Consider the following 19,115-nt stretch of genomic DNA (forward strand, 5'->3'; position numbering starts at 1 on the left):
TGCATACCAACTACTATCCTCTCCCTTACTGTCTCGGCTCGGTTGAAGCTATAATCCGAGCCGCGACCGTAAGGGAGAGAATAACAATAAAACAAAAAGTCAATTTAATTCTATTAAAAGTTAGATACACTTTTCTTTACTCCGTTAACTTAACATAATACCATTTACACCCCATTTAATATCCAGATTTATTGCGTATAAAGGATAAATAATGAATCATTCAAAAAAGGTTCTGAACGTCTTTTCTTTGGTTATGATCAATGTCATTGCTGTGGATAGTTTACGTACCTTGCCCATCAGCGCAAAACTTGGATTTTCCCTAGTGACTTATTATATCGTTGCTGCCCTTGTTTTTTTTATTCCAGTAGCTCTGGTTGCTGCAGAGCTGGCTACTGCTTACCCTAATACCGGTGGAATTTACATCTGGGTTAGAGAAGCATTTGGGAGACGAGCCGGATTCATCACCATTTGGTTGCAATGGATCTATAATGTGGTTTGGTATCCCACAATGTTAGCCTTCATTGCCGCAACATTATCTTATTTAATTGCACCCCATTTAGGAAATAATAAATTTTATTTATTAGGTACCGGTCTCACATTGTTTTGGACATTTACTCTTTTAAATTGTTTTGGCATGAAGTTATCCAGCATAGTGAGTATTATTGGAGCATCCATAGGTACATTATTACCTATGATAGTTATTATCACTCTAGGCTTGGTTTGGGTATTCCAAGGCAGGCCGGTAGCAGTGAATTACCCATCGACTTTGCTCCCGGATTTTAGCTCCTTAGGGAACTTATCTCTGTTTTCAGCCGTTTTATTTGGCCTTATCGGGATGGAAATGTCCGCTGTTCATGCAGAGGAAGTAAAAAATCCACAAAGAGATTACCCCAAAGCACTTTTTTATTCAGCCCTTATAATTATATCTACCCTATCTTTAGGCTCCCTGGCAATTGTTATTGTAGTACCAAATGATAATTTAAGTGTCGTTTCAGGTCTTGTTGATGCTTACGCAATATTCTTTAACTCCTATAACATGCCTTGGATGACTTCAGTAATTGCCGTATTAATTATTTTGGGAGGCTTAAGTGGAGTTTCAGCCTGGATAATAGGTCCAACCAAAGGATTACTAGTCTCTGCACGTGATGGCTCCTTACCTGCTCGATTTTCTCAAGTCAATAAATACGGTGCCCCTGTCACTATACTTCTCACGCAAGGTATTATATTTTCTATATTAAGCACTGTGTTTATTTTACTAGATTCTATTAATGCTGCTTACTGGGTGCTAAGCGATTTAAGTGCCCAAATGGCCTTGTTGGTTTATATTATGATGTTCGCAGCAGCAATTAAATTACGATACAGTAAGCCCGAACAGCCACGAGGATACACTATACCTGGGGGTAATCTGGTAATGTCTCTCATTTCTGGAATTGGAATAGCCTGCTGTGTAGCAGCCATGATTGTTGGATTTATACCTCCTTCACAAATTCCTATAAAAAATGTTTTTTTCTTTGAGTCTTTTCTGATTGGAGGACTAATCTTATTCGTGCTCATCCCATGGTTGTTTGCTAAAAAGCATGACGAACAATTATGTGGTCAGAAGTGAGTCAAATTATCGAAATAGATGGGAGTTTCATTTAACTCTAATTTTATTTTTGGTTCCTGCAGTAACCTACCGCAATATTTATTAAAAAATTTGAGTGGCTATGTTGCTTTACCACAAATTTTCTCTTGGCTTTTCATCCCGAGCGTGCAAACAAAAGGGCTCCCAAAGCTACCACAACACCACTTTTGGGAGATCCCTCTCTATTACTTGGGATGAGTGAAATACTGCTACCCCTCTTCTGGAATAGACATTAAACTGGCATTACCACCTGCAGCAGTTGTATCGACAGTATAGGTGCGTTCATGACAGAGTCTAATCAAATAATGAGGTCCTCCAGCCTTAGGCCCTGTACCTGATAAACCTTCACCACCAAAAGGCTGCAACCCTACAACAGCTCCAATCATATTACGATTCACATAACAGTTGCCTGCATGAACTCTTTGCCTAATGTATTCAACCGTTTCATTAATACGGCTATGGATTCCAAGTGTTAAACCATACCCAGTCTGATTAATTTGGTTAATTACCTGATCCAGGTCTTTTCTCTTGAATTGAATCACATGCAAAATTGGACCAAATACTTCTTTTTCCAATGAACTAATACTATCAATTGCAATCGATGTTGGCGGCATAAAATACCCTGACTCAATCTCATCACTGGCAGGACATTGATATAATATTTCATAGCGTTTTTTCATATTGTCGACATGATTTTTCAACGTAGACAATGCTTCCTTATCTATAACAGGTCCAACATCTGTTGATAGCCATTGAGGATCTCCAACTACCAGTTCTGCCATGGCACCTTTTAATAATTCAACGGTTCTGGGATATACCTCCTCTTGCACATACAACACTCTAAGAGCGGAACATCGTTGTCCTGCACTACCAAACGCTGAGGTTACTGCATCAACAACTACCTGTTCCAATAATGCTGAAGAATCAACAATCATTGCATTTTGACCGCCTGTTTCTGCAATTAAAGGAATGATTTCACCACCACGAGTAGCTAATGTACGATTAATCAAATTGGCCGTATCAGTTGAACCAGTAAATAACACTGCTTTAATACGTTGATCAGCTACCAAAGCAGCTCCTATAGTCTCTCCAGCTCCAGGAAGTAATTGGATAGCCCCGGCTGGGATGCCAGCCTGATGCATTAATTTCACTGCATAAGCTGCTATTAATGGGGTTTGTTCTGCAGGTTTGGCAATCACACAATTCCCAGTAATTAATCCTGCGACAATCTGTCCTGTAAATATAGCCAAAGGAAAATTCCAGGGACTAATACAAAGTATTGTTCCACGAGGATGTAAAATTAATTCATTTGTTTCGCCCGTATACCCGTTCAATCGCTTTGGAATGCCCATAAGTTCTTGTGCTTTCCTGGCATAATATCGACAAAAATCAATGGCTTCTCTTACCTCAGCAATTCCATCACTCCAAGTTTTACCCGCTTCAAGGCAGGTTAATGCCATTAACTCTGTCATATTGGCTTGTAGTAAATCAGCAAAGCGATTTAGAAAAGTAGCACGTTCTTCTACTGATTTTTTGCTCCAGGATTCAAAAGTTAACTGAGCTTGATTTAAAGCCATTTCAACATCATCAAGGGTTGCTTGCTGTACGGTACCAATCGCACGTCCAGGTTGTTGCGGAGCCTTAACTGTTTGTAAAAAGTCTTTGGATAATTTACGCCCTGCTATCATAGGACTTGCCTGCCATTCTTTTGACTCAATTTTTGCCAATTCCTGTTGCAATAACGCACGTTCATGCCTATTAGTAAAATCGAACCCTTTGGAATTTTTTCTTGTTGGTAAAAAAACATCTTCAGGTAAAGGAATATTGTTATTGATTTTGCTAAATAAAGATTTGGCTTTAGCAACAGGATCCTCAATCAGTTCGCTAATAGGTGCTTTATCATCCACTATGCGATTGACAAAAGAAGAATTCGCTCCATTTTCCAGCAATCGTCGAACTAAATAAGGCAGTAAATCCTCATGACTGCCTACTGGTGCATAAATACGACATGGAATACCATAACAATTGTCAGGAACTATCTGCTCATAAAGCTCATTACCCATACCGTGCAAACATTGAAACTCAAAATCCCTATAATCTCCCACTATATTAAGAATCATTGCAACTGAATAAGCATTATGGGTTGCAAATTGTGGGTAAATTGCATCCGTCATGGTCAAGATTTTTTTTGCACAAGCCTGAAAAGAAACATCTGTAAAAACTTTACGTGTAAACACAGGGTATTCAGAAAAACCTTGCATTTGTGTTTTTTTAATTTCACTATCCCAATAGGCTCCTTTAATCAATCTGACCATAATACGGCGTTGTTTGCTTCTTGCCAAAGCAGCAACCCAATCTAATACATAAAAAGCCCTTTTTTGATAAGATTGAACCGCCAATCCAAATCCATTCCACCCCTGTAAGCTATCATCAGTAAATACCTTTTCTATCACATCAAGTGATAAATCCAAACGTTCTGACTCCTCCGCATCAATTGTTAAGGCTATGCCATAATCTTTTGCCAAACGAGACAATGCCAATAACTTAGGTGGTAACTCTGTCATTACGCGTTCATACTGAAATTCACTATATCGAGGGTGCAGGGCAGAGAGTTTGATAGAAATACCTGGCCGCCTGTATACATCAGAATTTTTATCTGCTTTCTGTCCAATTGAAATTATTGCATTTTTATATGCCTCAAAATATCTTGCAGCATCTGCCGATGTTAGCGCTGCTTCCCCTAACATATCATAGGAATACCTATATCCCCTGCTTTCCTTCTTCTTTGCTCTGGTTAACGCTTCATTAATGGTACGTCCCATCACGAATTGTCTGCTCATAATACGCATGGCTTTATCTACTGCTTTTCTAACAACAGCTTCACTGCTTCGATTAACCAATTTCAATAATGCTTTGGTCAATGTGTTTTCCGCTTTTTCAGGAGTTAAAACTTTCCCTGTCAACATTAAGGCCCATGTTGTAGCATTTACAAAAAAAGATTCACTTTGTCCGCGATGAGACTCCCAATCACCGCCGGCCAATTTATCTTTAATCAAATTATCTATAGTGGCATTATCAGGAACACGCAATAAAGCTTCTGCTAAACACATTAAAGCAATCCCTTCATCACTTGATAAAGCGTATTCCGTTAAAAATGAATCAATTCCGGTGCTTTTTTTTCTCTCAGAGCGAACTGATTCAACCAATTTTGTAGCACTGGCCTTAATCGCAATCATCTGTTGAGGATCAAGTACGGCTTTTTCACTGAGTTCTGTAATCAAAGAGAGCTCATCCATACGATAAGCTTTATTAATAGCAGCTCTTAAACCATCAGGTGAATGAATGGACTGCTTTTCCAGCATAATGTTCTCCGAAACTAAAGTAGTAATTGAACAAAAACGTTATTTAACTCTTCTGTACATGACAACAAATAAACTTGCCATTCTCTCTCATAGTGGATAACCATCGATATTAAGCTGGACAGATCTATTGTCCAGGCCTCCCTACTTTCACATAGGGGACAATTTTGGTCAATTAATAAGTAGTCATGTACCGAATTGAACTATACAAGAAACAATGTATCAGACACAATTTTGCAGCATATTATATGACGACAATCACACTCAATAAAGTAAAAATACGATTTTTAACCCCTTAATTTAGATCTAATTATGTACATTTATATTTAATTTTAATCATTTAGATGATTGATTGCATAGCTGTTTTGATTTATTAATAAACTATATGTTTATGTTTTAATCAAACACATTTCTGAGCCAGTTACTAACACAATGAATTGACTAATATTTTAACCTAATGAACAACTAAAACTCGTATAAATTTACAATTAATTTATTTGTTAATATAATCACCATCTTTTGTAATAACCAATAACGGTGATTTAACAAGAAGAAAGGAGCAGTATGAATACATTATTTACTCTAATCTCAACTGTACTACTGACAAGCAATATTACATCCAGCACTCTATTATTTGCTAAGCCTGGACAAGACATTAATGCCCAAGTACAACATCTCAGTCACAAAGCCCCACAATTAAATAAAAAAGTTTTAAAGCTTGCCTTAACTGCCTATAAGAATGCAAGCAAAAGAGGAGCGGTTAAAAAGCCTGTTCTTACTGTAATTGATTATTCTTTGCCCTCTAATAAACAGCGTATGTGGGTATTTGATCTTCGTAATGAGCGTCTTTTATATAATACCTACGTAGCCCATGGTAAAAATTCAGGCGTTAATGTTGCAAAAAATTTTTCCAATAGAGAATCCAGCAAACAATCTAGCCTGGGTACTTATATCACTAAAGGAACCTATATTGGACACAAAGGCTATTCTTTGAATCTCCAGGGTTTGGACAGAGGATTTAATGATAATGCCTACAATAGACGTGTTGTGATACATGGCGCCTGGTATGTTGAACCCGATTTCATTAAAAGAGCTGGGCGTGCTGGCCTTTCCTGGGGTTGTCCGGCCATAGCGCAAACCTTGGCTAAACCTGTTATTAATACCATTAAGAATGGTTCGGTTATTTTTGCCTACTATCCTGATAAATACTTCCTGTCTCATTCAGGATATCTAGCATAAAAAAGTAAGCCAGGGACTCAGCCCTGGCTTTTCGCAGTCATCCGTATAAGAACGTACGTTCTTATTGTCATCCTGACAGACTCAGATCCCTCTGATTGCAATTCCATTTGCACGACTCATATCCATATAAGTCTTAATTAAAATTTAGCAACTCAATGTCAGAAGCGCAAGACATCAAAATCTCTGATTCCTTAACTTTCTCTTCAATTTTCCTATAACACCATTTAATAAATACAATGTAAATCAATAAGTTAATTATTTTCACAAGAACTATTTATAGGAAAAAACGATAATATCTCCCATGTAATTGAGAAATTTCTTACAAAAATTACAGCCAATATAATACCTTATAGCTATTTAAAAAAATAAGCTGCTTGATTATGTCATGAGATATGGTAGTTTATTTACGATTAAATGTACCAGAGTATGACTATGAACCAACCATTAAATGCGACCAAGAAAGACAAGCTTCAAGTGATTGATTGGCTTATTGAAAATTTTCCGAATGCCTTTTTTAAAAAAGGCAATCAAGTAAAACCACTTAAAATTGGAATATTTGATGACATAATCGATTTTTATGAACGATTAGACACACCACCTTTTAGCAAAAAATCTCTAAGAGAAGCATTAAGTTACTACAGTGCTTCTCCAGCTTATTTAAACTGTCAAAAACCTAACACAGCACGTGTGGATATTTACGGTAATGAAATAGATGTAGTCACTCCTGAGCAAGCTAAATATGCTTATCAACGTTATCAGGAACGATATGCGAACAAGAAAAACCAGCATAGCAATGATTGACTTGGTGGTGCTAACCTCAATCTAAAAATGCGAAGGTTTCTCTACGCAGTAGGCAATTGGGAACAATTATTTGATAAGCACCTGATACCTTGTAATGTGGCCATCCAGGTTAAGTATAATTTATTGTAAAACCACAATATAATTAATACTGACATCAGACATTAAACCCGTTTTTCTGGTGAAAGGGTTATAACACAGGCCTTTCATGTCAATGATATTTAAACCAAAAGGTCTCGCCATTTTAGCTAGTTCACTAGGTTTAATGAATTTATCATAATCATGTGTTTGTCTCGGTAGCAAGTCAAGAATATATTCCGCAGCAACAATTGCACCAAGATAAGCTTTTAATGTTCTGCTAATCGTTGATAAAAACAATATTCCGTTTGGTTTTAGCAAACGTCTGCAATGTCGTAACACCAGATCAGGATTCTGTACGTGTTCTAACAATTCCATACACGTTACCACATCAAAACATTGTGCCTCGTACTCTTCTATAGCGCTGCAAAAGTAATCAATATGCAAGTGGTTTTTTTTAGCGTGTGCTTTAGCAACTTGAATTGTCTCACTTTCTGCATCAATTCCAGTCACATGAGCCCCCGCTTTAGTCATGGACTCGCTGAGTATTCCACCACCACAACCCACATCCAGCACGCTGAGGCCTTGTAAATTAATATGTTGAGAAATAAATTCAAAGCGTGCACCATTAATATCATGCAAAGTTCTCAGTGGACCATCAGTATCCCACCAATCCTCTGCCAGTTGCGCAAATTTATTTACTTCCTGAACAGCAATAGTTGACTCAGTTTGATTCATATGACAATAAATCCATTGGTTTAAAGAATTCTATTACACGTGGATTAGTAATAAAGCTTACATTATATGGATGCTCTGAAACCAGTCCTAATAATAATTTATTTAGTGGTATTTTCTCAGCAATTTTACCAAATAATATCAATTGAATATTTGGTTTTCTTGCAGCCAATTGCTCAAACAAATTTTGCATGAAAGGTTTCCAATGACGCGCATGATAAGGTACCTTACCTTTACTATATATCAGGGAAGCATTTAATAATAAAATTCCCCTTTTCATCATTCCTTTAAAAAACTCTTCTGCCGTTTGGACTAATCCGGATTTATCTACCCTGGCGATCGCGTCTTGAGAAGTATTTTCAAGTAAATCATTACGAGCAATCAATAACATTTTAATCCAATTGCGTAATGAGGTTGCTCGATTGACCTCTTTACTTAACCCGGTTGAACTCCATAAGGATCCTACAGAATTATCCCAAAAAGCATAACCATTAGCAGAAATCTTGCGCGGATACGGGGACTCCCCCAGAAGAATATATTGTGTTTGACTCAAGGGTAAGCTAAAAGCCGAGAACAGTTGACTTACCCCAGGTAGCCAATGATTATCATTCTGTATTTGTTTTAAGTATTCACTATCCATTGTATTCAATGCTGTTGTTAGAATTTCTTTCCATTCCTCATGGCATCCAACCAATAAATTCTTATACATCTTAATTCTTATCCTTATTATTTTGATAAACAGTTCACATTAATTAAGCCACGTTGACAATTCCCTTTATTACTGACTCAAAACTTTGAAACCGTGCAGACTCTAACATCATTCTTAACTCTGTTAAATCTTCTCATTTTAAGATCAGGGCATAAAGCTTTTCTTCTGACATCAAAACAAGAAAATTTATTACCATATTGTACTTGTATAAAACAAATATCTGTTATTTTTAGTATATTTTTGTTACAATATTTTTAAATTTATTTCTATATAAATAAAAAAATGACTTCCGAATTGGTTTTAAAAGATACTTTATCAAGCGATATCATTCACAATCGTAATTGTTATGCCTATCTTCTTCAGTTAAAACCTTTTGTTAATTCAACAATCCTTGAGTACTTTCCTGAGCTGAATTCAGTGGCTGTTTTAAATGAAGTATATAATGACCAATTTGCATATGGTAATCTCTATTCATTTACTATTGCTTCTTTGGAAGATCGAATAGATTCGTTATATCCCACATTAACAAAACATCAATCCAATGCCCTGGATGATTTAATTTTTTCAATCTATCATAATGACAACCATATTCTTGATTCCGCAGAATGGATAAACCATATAAGTTCAAAAGCAAGACCCAGACAGATTGAAACAGGAGAGAAAATTGCGAAAGAACTCATCGATCAGAATGCTCCTATTAATAAAACTTCACCACAAAAACAAGAAAGTATACTGACTCGATTGTTTTCCTTATTTAACCCTAATTTCAAACCACAACATAGCACCAATCTCCCTTCATTAAGAAATTATCTCTATAGAAAAGATTCAAAGATAATTGAATATCGATTTAGTACCCAGGGCCAACGGCATAATGGAAAAGTGCGTGTCAGCCCTTTGTTTAAAAGATGGCTGGCAATAAATGCCAATCGTACCACTTCTAATAAACCAATATGCCATATTTATTTCAACAATCTGGGGTTGGATAGAAGTGATTTAGATATAGCAGGTACTAATGAGAAAGAATTAAGTTTAGCACTTCATGAATTGGAAAATAACCCATTGCTTAAGATCGCAGTCATTACTCTTCCAGCCAGTAAATCACTGATGAGCTCCAAACATTATAAAATCTTTTTTGACAAACTTAATTATGACGATGTATTTAATGAGTTCCTGCATATCGCACAAGGTAAGAGACATAAAAGCGGTATTTCTGATTTAAGGATCAGTGCCAATACCAGAAAATTAATCTTTAAAAACAAAGAGTCCGAATCCATTGTACTAAGAAACTTGTTAACTCAAAGTTTCAAAAAGATAGGAATAAAACCTAATCAGCACTTATCTACTGCTCAAAAACAAGCGGTATGGTTTTATTTTATTAAATTCGCATTAACCGATTACATAATTACAACATTGGAACCTGATGGTTATAATTTTTCATGTAAGGATGCGATAGATAGGGGAGCTGTTTCTTCCGTTTATTATAATCTGTTAAAATCTTTCACACTTGAAAATCCCATGCAAAGAAAAGAATTTGAAAGAGCTTTGGATATTGCAGCAGCTAATGTGAAAGGTCGAGGCATGAATTTTCATCGTAAAATCATTTGGAATGCTCTCGATGCCTATATCAATGCTAATTATAATGAACTAATAAACAATCATAAAAAATCCTGGCTAATTTACTGGCGAGATATGAATTGTCCCCACTCTCGTGTTGAACACTTGTTGGAACTAAGAATTAAACAATGCAATGAACAATTCAATACTTTTACAAGTAATCAATTAAAAGTAAAAGAGATGGGACATGAACTGCTATCTCAAATCCAGAAACAATATAAGCACGAAGTGAGTGGTCAAAGGCTTTTATTAGAGGCTGTTTCTCGAACCTCACAATTATTACATACAAGCCCTACCCCTAAATTGATTAAGTCCTATAAAAAACTTGCTGAGGAATTACGAATTAATCATCCTGCTTTGTATATTATCGGTGGCTTAATGGAATGTTTATTAGGTTTGTTTTTATACATTCCCTCCTTCGGATATGCCAAACCTCTCATTACTAATGGACTAGCTACTGCAAAAACTGGATTTTTTGCTTCTGAAAGAAATCTTCTTTGTGATGAATTAATCCAATTTTCCTCTCAACTTCGCTAATAGGTATGTTGCCTGATAATTCAAATTACTCTAACATCATTTAAAAGGATAATCTGGAGTGATTATGTTTTTGGCCAACTGCGATATTGAGAAATTAGTTAAGGAACACATCAATCAATTCTTTTTGGATGAAGAATTATCCTTCTCTAACATCAAAGATTTAATCCTTAGAAAGGCTCCTATTCCCAAGATTCATTCCTCCATAGTAAACACCCTCACTCAATCCAGGGATTCGGATCAACTCAAGGTCAAAAAAAACCTTGAACAACAATCCTATAAAACTCAATTAGCAGAAGATAAAAAACAAAAGGAACTAGATGATTCTGAAGAATCAAAAGATAAAAAATCAAAGGATCATTTAACTCGCGAATTAAATCATATACCAACTCAATTAAGTGAGCAGCAAACAGAACTTCGATTACTACATAATAAATTAGAGCGGTTGTTGGAAAGCCAGGCTAAAGTCGATGTCATACATCATCATGATCCGGCTTTAAAGAAAAAACAATCTTCTTCTTCCCATACAATATCTACTGAACGTCTACAAAGATCCATTAACGAGCATGAAATTAAGATTCAATCTCTTTTTGAATTGGAAGTTAATAATAAGATAAAACTGAGAGAAATTGACAAACGTGCTAATACTCGATTAGAACACCATACCAGTAGGGTCAAGCGTGCTCAAGCGAGAGTTGGATTCAATAGTACAGGAGAAGGAATTCTAAGTACTTTATCAGGAAAAAACCAATCTCTTTTATTGAAAAGTATACAAAATCAACGCAATGCACTTGAAAAGAAATGTGTGGAACTGATACAGCAGTCAGAGCAAATTAATTACCCATTATTTCTTGAGGTGCTCAAGGACTTTTTAAAAGGGAAAGATCACAAATTATCTTCACAGGAAATTGAGGCGCTAAAAGCGATTATAAAATTTATGCAACAACATTTGGAATTTGAACATGAGTCCATTAATACTCAGTCAAGTCTTCATATTAAAAAACAATCGATCGGTGGTCAAATAGTAAGATTGCAAGAGCTACAACGCAAATTAAAATCTTTAAAAAGTAATAATCCTAATTTGGCCTCTGTTAATGAAGAATTGGTTTCGCGTAATTTGGAATTATCTAATACCCTATCTCATAATAATGCTTTACAACAGCGCCTGGGAACCCCTGCCTTACTATTGTTTGGATTGACTTTGTTATTCTCCATTCCCTTTATTTTAACAATAAGTGGAGTTATTCCCTTTTTTATCGCTCCTGCCTTACTTTATGCTCTGGTATCAATACCCCCGGCTCTATTATTACTTTCAACTCTCGGTGTTGGTATAGCCGCCATCGTTTTCGTCTTCAAATCTCATTCCAATGAATCTGCCATTAAATCCAATTTGCAAACGATAGAATCAAACTCCAATCAAATGAAACGAATTTCGCAAAACTTGAAAACAATGGAAACACTGACAATTCCCCATCTGGAATCACAAGTCAAAAAAGATGAAAATTTAAGAGATCAATTAGTGCTTTCATTGCAAAAAACGCAACTCCAGGCTGAACAAGCATTCCAGAAGGCAAAGGAAATAGAGCCATCATCCTATGCCAATTCTCCATTTTTAAGTCCCAGAAAAACACACTCTCCTGATGAGTCTTTATCCGCACTGTCAGAAGAGTTTAGCGAATCCCAGGAAGAAGATAATGAAGTAGTGAATGGGATATCTTAAATCACTTTTTTATGCTTAATTGTGTATTATTGTACCTGGCCAATATTTGCTTTTAAATTATTAATAGTGTATCTTTTTCTCGCATTACCCTTTATTCATAAATAGCATAGAAAATGACAGACATCCCTAGTTTGAGCACTTTGATACTCAATCAAATAACCAAAGATCCCGAACTTAGCCTGGAGCTGCTTAATGATAATGCGCTACTAATGCTGCCTTCTACTTTTCAAAGCTACTTGCTCAAGCACGCCCCCTTTATTAATCTGCTGCCTATTGAGTTGTATGTACAAATTGTTTTATTACTCCCTATTGATAGCTGGTCCTCTTTATTTAGAACATCGACTCAATGGCAAAGGGCTGTCACAGCTGCCGCAAATATTTATTTAAACGCAGAAACCAAACACTTGGAGGATCTATCTAATTATGATTTTGATCACTTAACCCAAGAATTATCAGAGGCAATTAAGAAATATAAGGTTAATGCAAATAGTTACAATCATCAGAGAGCTCAACAAATAGAAAAATTAGAAAACCTGATCAATAAAGTAAATCATGCTCCAAATGTGCTAATGAAACTATTCCATCTGCAGCACGGCTTGCAGGGCATTCAAAAAGAAATAAGCAACGAATATCACTTTTTTTCCCCAAGGAATAGTTTTCTATATCAACTCGTTTCATCTGTGTACCAGCACTTGCCTACCGAATATTATACGAATAAAGCCATTCAATGTTTGAAATTTTCTCCTCAACACCCCTTAAATAAAATTCTAACAAATGTTTCTAGTGAGAAAAAAGTTTCAATGGAAAAAGACCAAACATTAATGATGCGGTAACAAAACTGCGAACCCAATATTGATAAATCAAGCTTTATGCTTTAAAATGCACCAACTTGATCATTGGGAGTAATCTATGTCTCTTGCTAATTATGATGTAAAACAGGAACTAATTAAGCTCACCCAAAACTTTTTATCCATCGACTATAAATTTTCTGAATTAAAAGACTTGCTCACCAATAAAAAACCCATCTCCTCTATTCATGAGCAAATCACAAAAAAATTACATCAGCTCAGAGATTCTGAAAAATCAGCGGCCATCATTCGATTGGAAGAAGATGCCTTACAACAACAAATATTAGAAGATGAGAAAGAGCTTAACAGAGACCTACAAGAAAAACGTAAAGATCTTAATCAAAGAGAAATCTTAACCGAAGAGCTCCAACAAAAAAAACTACTTAAGGCAGAGTATGAAAGGCAGTTATTGATATATACTGTACCCACCAACACGCATGTACATCCTGATACTCCTACAGTTCACCATCACACTCCTTCTGTTTCAGTAACTCTAACTCCAAATCCTAATGTTCATACTCATTCCGAAGCTTCTATTAGTCGGCAAGATCTTGAGTCAAGAATCTATAAGCTTAACCGAAGAATTTCAGAAATCACAAAGGAATTACAAGATTTGGATTTAAGACGTGACCAAAGAGAAATACGCTCTCAAAACAGAGAAAAGCGTTCTCTGGCACGTAATAATTATCTGGCTAAAAAAGAATTGACGGCCAACCCCTCCTCTTTGCTTCGTTTTGTCTATGATCCTAAAAAAGTCGATACCATTACCGAGACGCTGTCAAGCACAAATCAACGGAAGTTAACCTCTAATATTGAAAAAGAACTAAAAACGATTGAACAGCAATGTTCTTCCTTAATCGGAAAAGCGGAACAATTAAATTACTCCGTTTTTCTCGAGCAATTAGAACCTTATTTACAAACAGCTCGACGTTCATTTCAGGAAATTGAAGCCTTGCGTACCATTTCTGGAAGAATGAAAGATCACTTAAGCTACCAACAAAAGGCTGCGAACATTCAATTGCAATTAAATAGTGCAATACGTTCTATTGGCGAAAACAAAAACACCTTGGAGCGACTTAATTCCAAATTAAATTCATTACGACTTGCTAATCCTAATTTAACAAAGAAAAATGTAAGTTTGGAGGAAGAGAACAAAAAGCTCAGTGAATCCCATGATGCCCATATCAAAACACGAAATAAACTGATTTTTCCAACCCTCCTTTCATCAGGATTATCTTTGCTCTTTTCTATTCCATTAATTTTAACTCTAACTGGAGTTATTCCTTATGTCATTGCACCAGCCCTCTTGCTAACATTGGTTATTGCCCCACCAGCATTGTTGCTGCTTACGGGTCTTGGTTTTGGTATTGCCGCAATTACTTATGCTGTGAAAGCTTATATGAATAATTCAGCCATTCAATCAAATCAGGAAACGATAGAAAACAATAGACAGCAAATGGGGACAAATCTACAAGAAATTTACACATTGGAAAATCAAACGATTCCTAATCTGCAAAAAGCCCAATTGAAGAATGAAAGTACTAAAAATCGCTTGGAAGATGAATTACAGCATGCTGAAGCTTTAGCTGAGCAAGCATTAAAACAGGCTAAAGAAATTGAGCCTTATATCTATTCATCTACCCCATTCTTCAACCCTGAAGTTAATGTTCATAAACATCCATCTGAAACTAATACTCTGGTAAATCCTAGCGCACCACCTTTTGAAGAGACTCTCTATCCTGTCATTACACATTAACTTTAAGTTTGAGTGATCAGATTTGGCTGTAATCCGAGAAATTTACCATGATTTCCCGGATTACCACCTATTGTGAAGTGTGAGGTAAATCGGAACGCAGCACTAGAGTACACGCCACCAGTACATGAGGATTCAAGTACCGCTTCGACGAACCAATTCGTCACTGCAGTAGAATTTCCGCAAAAATCTATTGCATGGTAATCATGCCTATGAGCTTAATTTAAATTCACCACAGGCAACTCAGACCACTGAGTTGTATAATTAGGGGAGCGCAACTGCGCTCGCATAGCCCAAGGCTTTACGTACCCTTCTGCTGCCAAACGCAAAGTGTAACGGCCATATTTACTATTTACTGCATCTAATACAGACATTAACCTTTCTACATGATTTAACTCTTTTTCTGAAGCTTGATTAAATAAGTCCATCTGTAAATAATTTTTCCCAATTAAATCTCCCAAGCAAATGCCTACTTTCTGATAATGAAATCCAGGGCGAAATATTTTACGCAGGCACAAATTGGCACAACGAATCAAATACCGTAGATCATCACTTGGATTAACCAATTTAAACCCAATGGACTGCTCATATTGCGGTAAATCCAAACGAAATCGGTTCGTTTTGATGAATACTGAAAGATGATGTGCCAACAATTTCTGATGACGCAGTTTTTCATAAGCCCTGGCACAATGACTGCTGATTGCCTGTGCAAGAGTGGAGTAGTCCGTTTGCATAGCTCCAAAAGATTTGGAAGATATGATGCTTTTTCTTGGTTCAAACTCCTGCAAACCACCACAAGAAACACCACGTAGCTCAAGCACAGTATGCTGCAATGTAATAGTAAATAATTTTTTCATTACATGCCAATCCATATCGACCAAATCCTGGGCTGTATAAACTCCTTGTTGTATTAATTTTTTACTCCATTGTCTTCCCACTCCCCACACCTCACCAATGGCTATTTTAGCCAGCCAATTGCGTTGATTCTCAATATTAAATACAGGAATTTTCAACTCTTTTTTCGCAATATGATTCGCCAATTTGGCCAATGTCTTGGTCGCCCCAATACCTATGGAAACTGGTATACCAGTGTAGCGCAAAATGGTTTGTTGTAACTTATGGCAAAATTCATCATGTTCTGACTTGGGTAAAGTTTTTAGATCAAGAAAAGCTTCATCAATAGAGTAAATTTCTATTTCTGGCCACTTATCCTCAATCACTGACATAACCCGGCGCGACATATCCCCGTACAATGTGTAATTAGATGAAAACACGTGCACCTTATGTTGTTTGCATAAAGCCTTGACCTGAAAATAGGGTACTCCCATTTGAACACCCAACGCCTTTACTTCATTAGAGCGCGCAATGACACAACCATCATTATTAGACAATACCAAAATTGGTTTATTGGCCAACGCTGGTTGAAACAATCGCTCACAAGAGACATAAAAATTATTACAATCAACCAGGGCAAACATCATAATACCGCATGAATGACATTGGTGACGACCCCCCAAATGACCATATCATATTCGTCCGTGATATCTATCGGAGGAAAATCAGGGTTCTCAGCAATCAGTTTTATTTGCCCATGCTGTTGAAATAAGCGTTTTACCGTAAGCTCGCCATTCAAAGCGGCGATTACTATTTTTCCATGGCTAGCTTCTATGCTGCGATCAACGATTAAAATATCGCCAGAGTAAATGCCGGCATTCATCATGGATTCTCCAGAAGCTCGTACAAAAAAAGTGGATGCGGGGTGTTTTATCAAATACTCATTCAAATCCAGCATGGATTCAATATAATCATCCCCGGGAGAAGGAAAACCAGCTCTCACAGTACTTGAATACAAGGGAATTTTGGGAAACTCCATTTCTCCCTGAAGGTATTTCAGCACCTCTTGGATACGAGATTCGGGTATACGCACCGACCTTGTCGCTTCACCATATTTTCCTTTCCCTCGAGGACGTCCAGCTCCCACCCTTGCCCCCCCATGAGACATAAGACCTCCAACCTTGAATTATGATTCGTAATTCAAGTTTAGTTTTAAAGCGGTAAATTGTAAAGTTCAGGCGATGATCAAAAGTGCAATTGAAGCGATATTTATTTCTAATGGTATGATTGAAATCAATTACCTGAAGAAAACGCTTGTGGAAATAAATAAGATTATGGCCTGATCCCGGGGTTATCACCAAGCATTTCAATAAACTCTATCATTTCATCATTTTTATTATGAAGAGCCCAAAGCATAGGAGTTTGATCTAATTGATCGCCAGTCCTCACATCAGCACCGTTTTCTACCAATAATTTTAACATCGGCAAATCATTACGCTTGGCAGCAAGCAAAGCTGGTGTTGTTCCATTGGCATCCTGAGCATTCACATCACCTTGGTAATTTTTTATGATTAATTCGACTTGTGAACGGTTTCCATCCATGACCGCTTCACGCAAACTATCATCTATCGGTTTAACATCGGGACTCATAATAAACCTCCCCATTAAATTGCCCTTTAAAAAAACTTATTATCACCCTATTGTGGCTTGCTATTGAACTGCTTATCCTTCTCTTGTTGAGGAGTAGTACTCTGAGTTTCAGTTTGTTTCTTTTTATTCCAAAAAGTGGGTGATTCTTGCACATTAAAGCTTATTTTATCATGTTTCGCTGTGTTCGACAAAACAGCATCACGCATAGGATTACTATGCAATTCCTTTGCACTACATTGAAACAATGCTTGGGTTAACTTATTACCAGCCTCAGTCTCAGGAATAAGGTCAGCTAATACTTGCAGAGTACGGAATCCTTGCTGAAGTTTTCCTTGTTCGCATGCGAGTTTAGCTGCATTATAATATTCAGCAAAAATTGTCATACATAATTCAGTATCTTGCTGACTTACAAATAAATTACGCGCCTCCTCAGCACCTTCAAAATAATCATGAGTATCCATAGCATACTTGTATTTACCCTCTTCCGTATGCCAACTTGGCACATTAGTAAACACTCTGACTAAACTTTTAAAATGAAAGTATCCATATCGAACACCGCCAATATCAACTTCCAAGGCAGGTTTTTTAGAGTTATCATGCAAAGTGAGGTTACCTGTTAATTCTGTTACCACAGGGTCAGGTGGTGGCATTCCTTTACGCCAACTTTCACGTTGGCACGCAACAACTAAAGGCATCAACTTGTAGCGGCTATCTTGCAATTTTGCTGGAAAGAAATCAAATGTTTCACCTGGATTGTATTTATCATCGACTCTCACTCTATAAGTAAGGCCGTATTGACACATTCCTTCTCCAAAAGCAATATCATATACCCCATTGCAACTCTCACTTTTATGCCACTTGTCATTTTGATATTTTGTACAATAGTCAACCAGGGTCTTTGAAAAAATCAATGGCAACTTGCTGCCAGAGCCCGTAAATAACACCTTGTTGTGAGCAGAAACATAGATTTCAGAACATCGGCTGGCATTAAATGCATCCATATTTGACGCAAAGGTTAATTCATACAATTGAGAAAAATTATTATTGGCCCAGGTCACATTGCAATCGGTTTGTAAACAAGGTGTACCTGCACTATCGATGATAGTACGTGTTTTTACTATATCGGCGATACTTCCCAAAGATTGACAACCTTTTATAAAACCAAGCTCAGCCGCTGTTACACCAGTCTCGAGAAAATCTCTAATAATTATATCACTTCCGTAAAATGCTCTGGCATCAACAAGCATTTGTTGTTTTGCTGCTAAATACTCTGATGAATTATAATCTTCATGCTTTTCCCAGTTAGGAATAAGAAATAATGTAATTTCTATCTTTGGCGGGAGGCCCCCTTTCTTCGTTGCCGCCTTTTCAATTCCTTCTTTCAATCGCATTACATCTTTCCTATTCTCTTCATTGAAGATACCGGCATAATATCCCTGTGCATCAGAAGAGCGCTTGGAATAAAAAGTAATAGCTACTTTAGGTGATGTTTTTTGCATAGAAAGAAGTTCTTTTGCCATCTCTGAACTTGTTTGCATATGGCTCTACCTACTTCCAACCCAATATCTAACTTATATGGAGAGTATAGATTATATTTTGATTTTTTGATTAATTTATAAA

At 36.6% G+C, this 19,115-nt stretch carries 14 protein-coding genes; 7 read left to right on the forward strand and 7 right to left on the reverse strand.

What is annotated here, in order from left to right; all coding sequences use genetic code 11:
- Positions 1–211 precede the first annotated feature (211 nt).
- Positions 212–1,606 carry an APC family permease gene (locus ACZ5EK_RS08845; protein ID WP_464429156.1) on the forward strand — a complete coding sequence of 465 codons (1,395 nt, stop codon included), beginning with the start codon at positions 212–214 and terminating at the stop codon, positions 1,604–1,606.
- 227 nt (positions 1,607–1,833) lie between these two features.
- Here ACZ5EK_RS08845 and putA read toward each other — a convergent pair whose 3' ends face one another.
- The gene (gene putA, locus ACZ5EK_RS08850) at positions 1,834–4,986 is read right to left on the reverse strand and encodes a bifunctional proline dehydrogenase/L-glutamate gamma-semialdehyde dehydrogenase PutA (RefSeq protein ID WP_464429158.1); all 3,153 of its coding nucleotides are present in this window, start codon (positions 4,984–4,986) and stop codon (positions 1,834–1,836) included.
- 561 nt (positions 4,987–5,547) lie between these two features.
- Between putA and ACZ5EK_RS08855 the strand changes: the two genes are divergently transcribed.
- Both ACZ5EK_RS08855 and ACZ5EK_RS08860 read left to right on the forward strand, forming a co-directional pair.
- Positions 5,548–6,222 (forward strand): murein L,D-transpeptidase catalytic domain family protein, encoded by a 675-nt coding sequence (locus ACZ5EK_RS08855; protein WP_464423987.1) that lies wholly within the window; start codon positions 5,548–5,550, stop codon positions 6,220–6,222.
- A gap of 426 nt (positions 6,223–6,648) precedes the next feature.
- Positions 6,649–7,023, forward strand: coding sequence for a ProQ/FINO family protein (locus tag ACZ5EK_RS08860; protein ID WP_464429159.1), 375 nt, complete (start codon positions 6,649–6,651; stop codon positions 7,021–7,023).
- A 120-nt stretch (positions 7,024–7,143) separates the two neighbouring features.
- Here the strand turns inward: ACZ5EK_RS08860 and ubiG are convergent, their stop codons facing one another.
- Entirely contained in the window at positions 7,144–7,836 is a 693-nt protein-coding gene (ubiG, locus tag ACZ5EK_RS08865) for a bifunctional 2-polyprenyl-6-hydroxyphenol methylase/3-demethylubiquinol 3-O-methyltransferase UbiG (protein ID WP_464429160.1), read from the reverse strand.
- Positions 7,823–8,542 carry a uracil-DNA glycosylase family protein gene (locus ACZ5EK_RS08870; protein ID WP_464429161.1) on the reverse strand — a complete coding sequence of 240 codons (720 nt, stop codon included), beginning with the start codon at positions 8,540–8,542 and terminating at the stop codon, positions 7,823–7,825. Before ACZ5EK_RS08870 ends, ubiG begins: the two co-directional genes overlap by 14 nt.
- A gap of 282 nt (positions 8,543–8,824) precedes the next feature.
- Between ACZ5EK_RS08870 and ACZ5EK_RS08875 the strand changes: the two genes are divergently transcribed.
- From ACZ5EK_RS08875 to ACZ5EK_RS08890, 4 genes are all read left to right on the forward strand, one after another.
- Positions 8,825–10,693, forward strand: a complete 1,869-nt coding sequence (locus ACZ5EK_RS08875) for a hypothetical protein (protein ID WP_464429162.1) — start codon at positions 8,825–8,827, stop codon at positions 10,691–10,693.
- Positions 10,694–10,757: 64 nt separating this feature from the next.
- The gene (gene legC3, locus ACZ5EK_RS08880; RefSeq protein WP_464429163.1) at positions 10,758–12,410 is read left to right on the forward strand and encodes a Dot/Icm T4SS effector LegC3/PpeA; all 1,653 of its coding nucleotides are present in this window, start codon (positions 10,758–10,760) and stop codon (positions 12,408–12,410) included.
- A 113-nt stretch (positions 12,411–12,523) separates the two neighbouring features.
- Entirely contained in the window at positions 12,524–13,243 is a 720-nt protein-coding gene (locus ACZ5EK_RS08885) for a hypothetical protein (RefSeq protein WP_464429164.1), read from the forward strand.
- A gap of 76 nt (positions 13,244–13,319) precedes the next feature.
- Positions 13,320–15,014 carry a type IV secretion protein Dot gene (locus ACZ5EK_RS08890; RefSeq protein WP_464429165.1) on the forward strand — a complete coding sequence of 565 codons (1,695 nt, stop codon included), beginning with the start codon at positions 13,320–13,322 and terminating at the stop codon, positions 15,012–15,014.
- Between the two features lie 215 nt (positions 15,015–15,229).
- Here the strand turns inward: ACZ5EK_RS08890 and ACZ5EK_RS08895 are convergent, their stop codons facing one another.
- The 4 genes from ACZ5EK_RS08895 to ACZ5EK_RS08910 all read right to left on the reverse strand — a co-directional run bounded on the left by ACZ5EK_RS08895 (position 15,230) and on the right by ACZ5EK_RS08910 (position 19,033).
- Positions 15,230–16,489, reverse strand: a complete 1,260-nt coding sequence (locus ACZ5EK_RS08895) for a Y-family DNA polymerase (protein ID WP_464432476.1) — start codon at positions 16,487–16,489, stop codon at positions 15,230–15,232.
- The gene (locus ACZ5EK_RS08900; protein WP_464429166.1) at positions 16,489–17,013 is read right to left on the reverse strand and encodes a LexA family protein; all 525 of its coding nucleotides are present in this window, start codon (positions 17,011–17,013) and stop codon (positions 16,489–16,491) included. The genes ACZ5EK_RS08895 and ACZ5EK_RS08900 overlap by 1 nt, the downstream gene beginning before the upstream one ends.
- Positions 17,014–17,177: 164 nt before the next feature.
- Positions 17,178–17,495, reverse strand: a complete 318-nt coding sequence (locus ACZ5EK_RS08905; protein ID WP_464429167.1) for an ankyrin repeat domain-containing protein — start codon at positions 17,493–17,495, stop codon at positions 17,178–17,180.
- Positions 17,496–17,542: 47 nt separating this feature from the next.
- Complete coding sequence (locus tag ACZ5EK_RS08910) at positions 17,543–19,033, reverse strand: hypothetical protein (RefSeq protein WP_464429168.1); 1,491 nt, start codon at positions 19,031–19,033, stop codon at positions 17,543–17,545.
- Between the last annotated feature and the right edge of the window lie 82 nt (positions 19,034–19,115).

The organism is Legionella sp. JM-2024 (assembly GCF_055389095.1).

Coding starts and splice junctions, on each gene's coding strand:
- ACZ5EK_RS08845 (WP_464429156.1), top strand. CDS start 212: ATGAATCATTCAAAAAAGGTTCTGAACGTCTTTTCTTTGGTTATGATC.
- putA (WP_464429158.1), bottom strand. CDS start 4,986: ATGCTGGAAAAGCAGTCCATTCATTCACCTGATGGTTTAAGAGCTGCT.
- ACZ5EK_RS08855 (WP_464423987.1), top strand. CDS start 5,548: ATGAATACATTATTTACTCTAATCTCAACTGTACTACTGACAAGCAAT.
- ACZ5EK_RS08860 (WP_464429159.1), top strand. CDS start 6,649: ATGACTATGAACCAACCATTAAATGCGACCAAGAAAGACAAGCTTCAA.
- ubiG (WP_464429160.1), bottom strand. CDS start 7,836: ATGAATCAAACTGAGTCAACTATTGCTGTTCAGGAAGTAAATAAATTT.
- ACZ5EK_RS08870 (WP_464429161.1), bottom strand. CDS start 8,542: ATGTATAAGAATTTATTGGTTGGATGCCATGAGGAATGGAAAGAAATT.
- ACZ5EK_RS08875 (WP_464429162.1), top strand. CDS start 8,825: ATGACTTCCGAATTGGTTTTAAAAGATACTTTATCAAGCGATATCATT.
- legC3 (WP_464429163.1), top strand. CDS start 10,758: ATGTTTTTGGCCAACTGCGATATTGAGAAATTAGTTAAGGAACACATC.
- ACZ5EK_RS08885 (WP_464429164.1), top strand. CDS start 12,524: ATGACAGACATCCCTAGTTTGAGCACTTTGATACTCAATCAAATAACC.
- ACZ5EK_RS08890 (WP_464429165.1), top strand. CDS start 13,320: ATGTCTCTTGCTAATTATGATGTAAAACAGGAACTAATTAAGCTCACC.
- ACZ5EK_RS08895 (WP_464432476.1), bottom strand. CDS start 16,489: ATGTTTGCCCTGGTTGATTGTAATAATTTTTATGTCTCTTGTGAGCGA.
- ACZ5EK_RS08900 (WP_464429166.1), bottom strand. CDS start 17,013: ATGTCTCATGGGGGGGCAAGGGTGGGAGCTGGACGTCCTCGAGGGAAA.
- ACZ5EK_RS08905 (WP_464429167.1), bottom strand. CDS start 17,495: ATGAGTCCCGATGTTAAACCGATAGATGATAGTTTGCGTGAAGCGGTC.
- ACZ5EK_RS08910 (WP_464429168.1), bottom strand. CDS start 19,033: ATGCAAACAAGTTCAGAGATGGCAAAAGAACTTCTTTCTATGCAAAAA.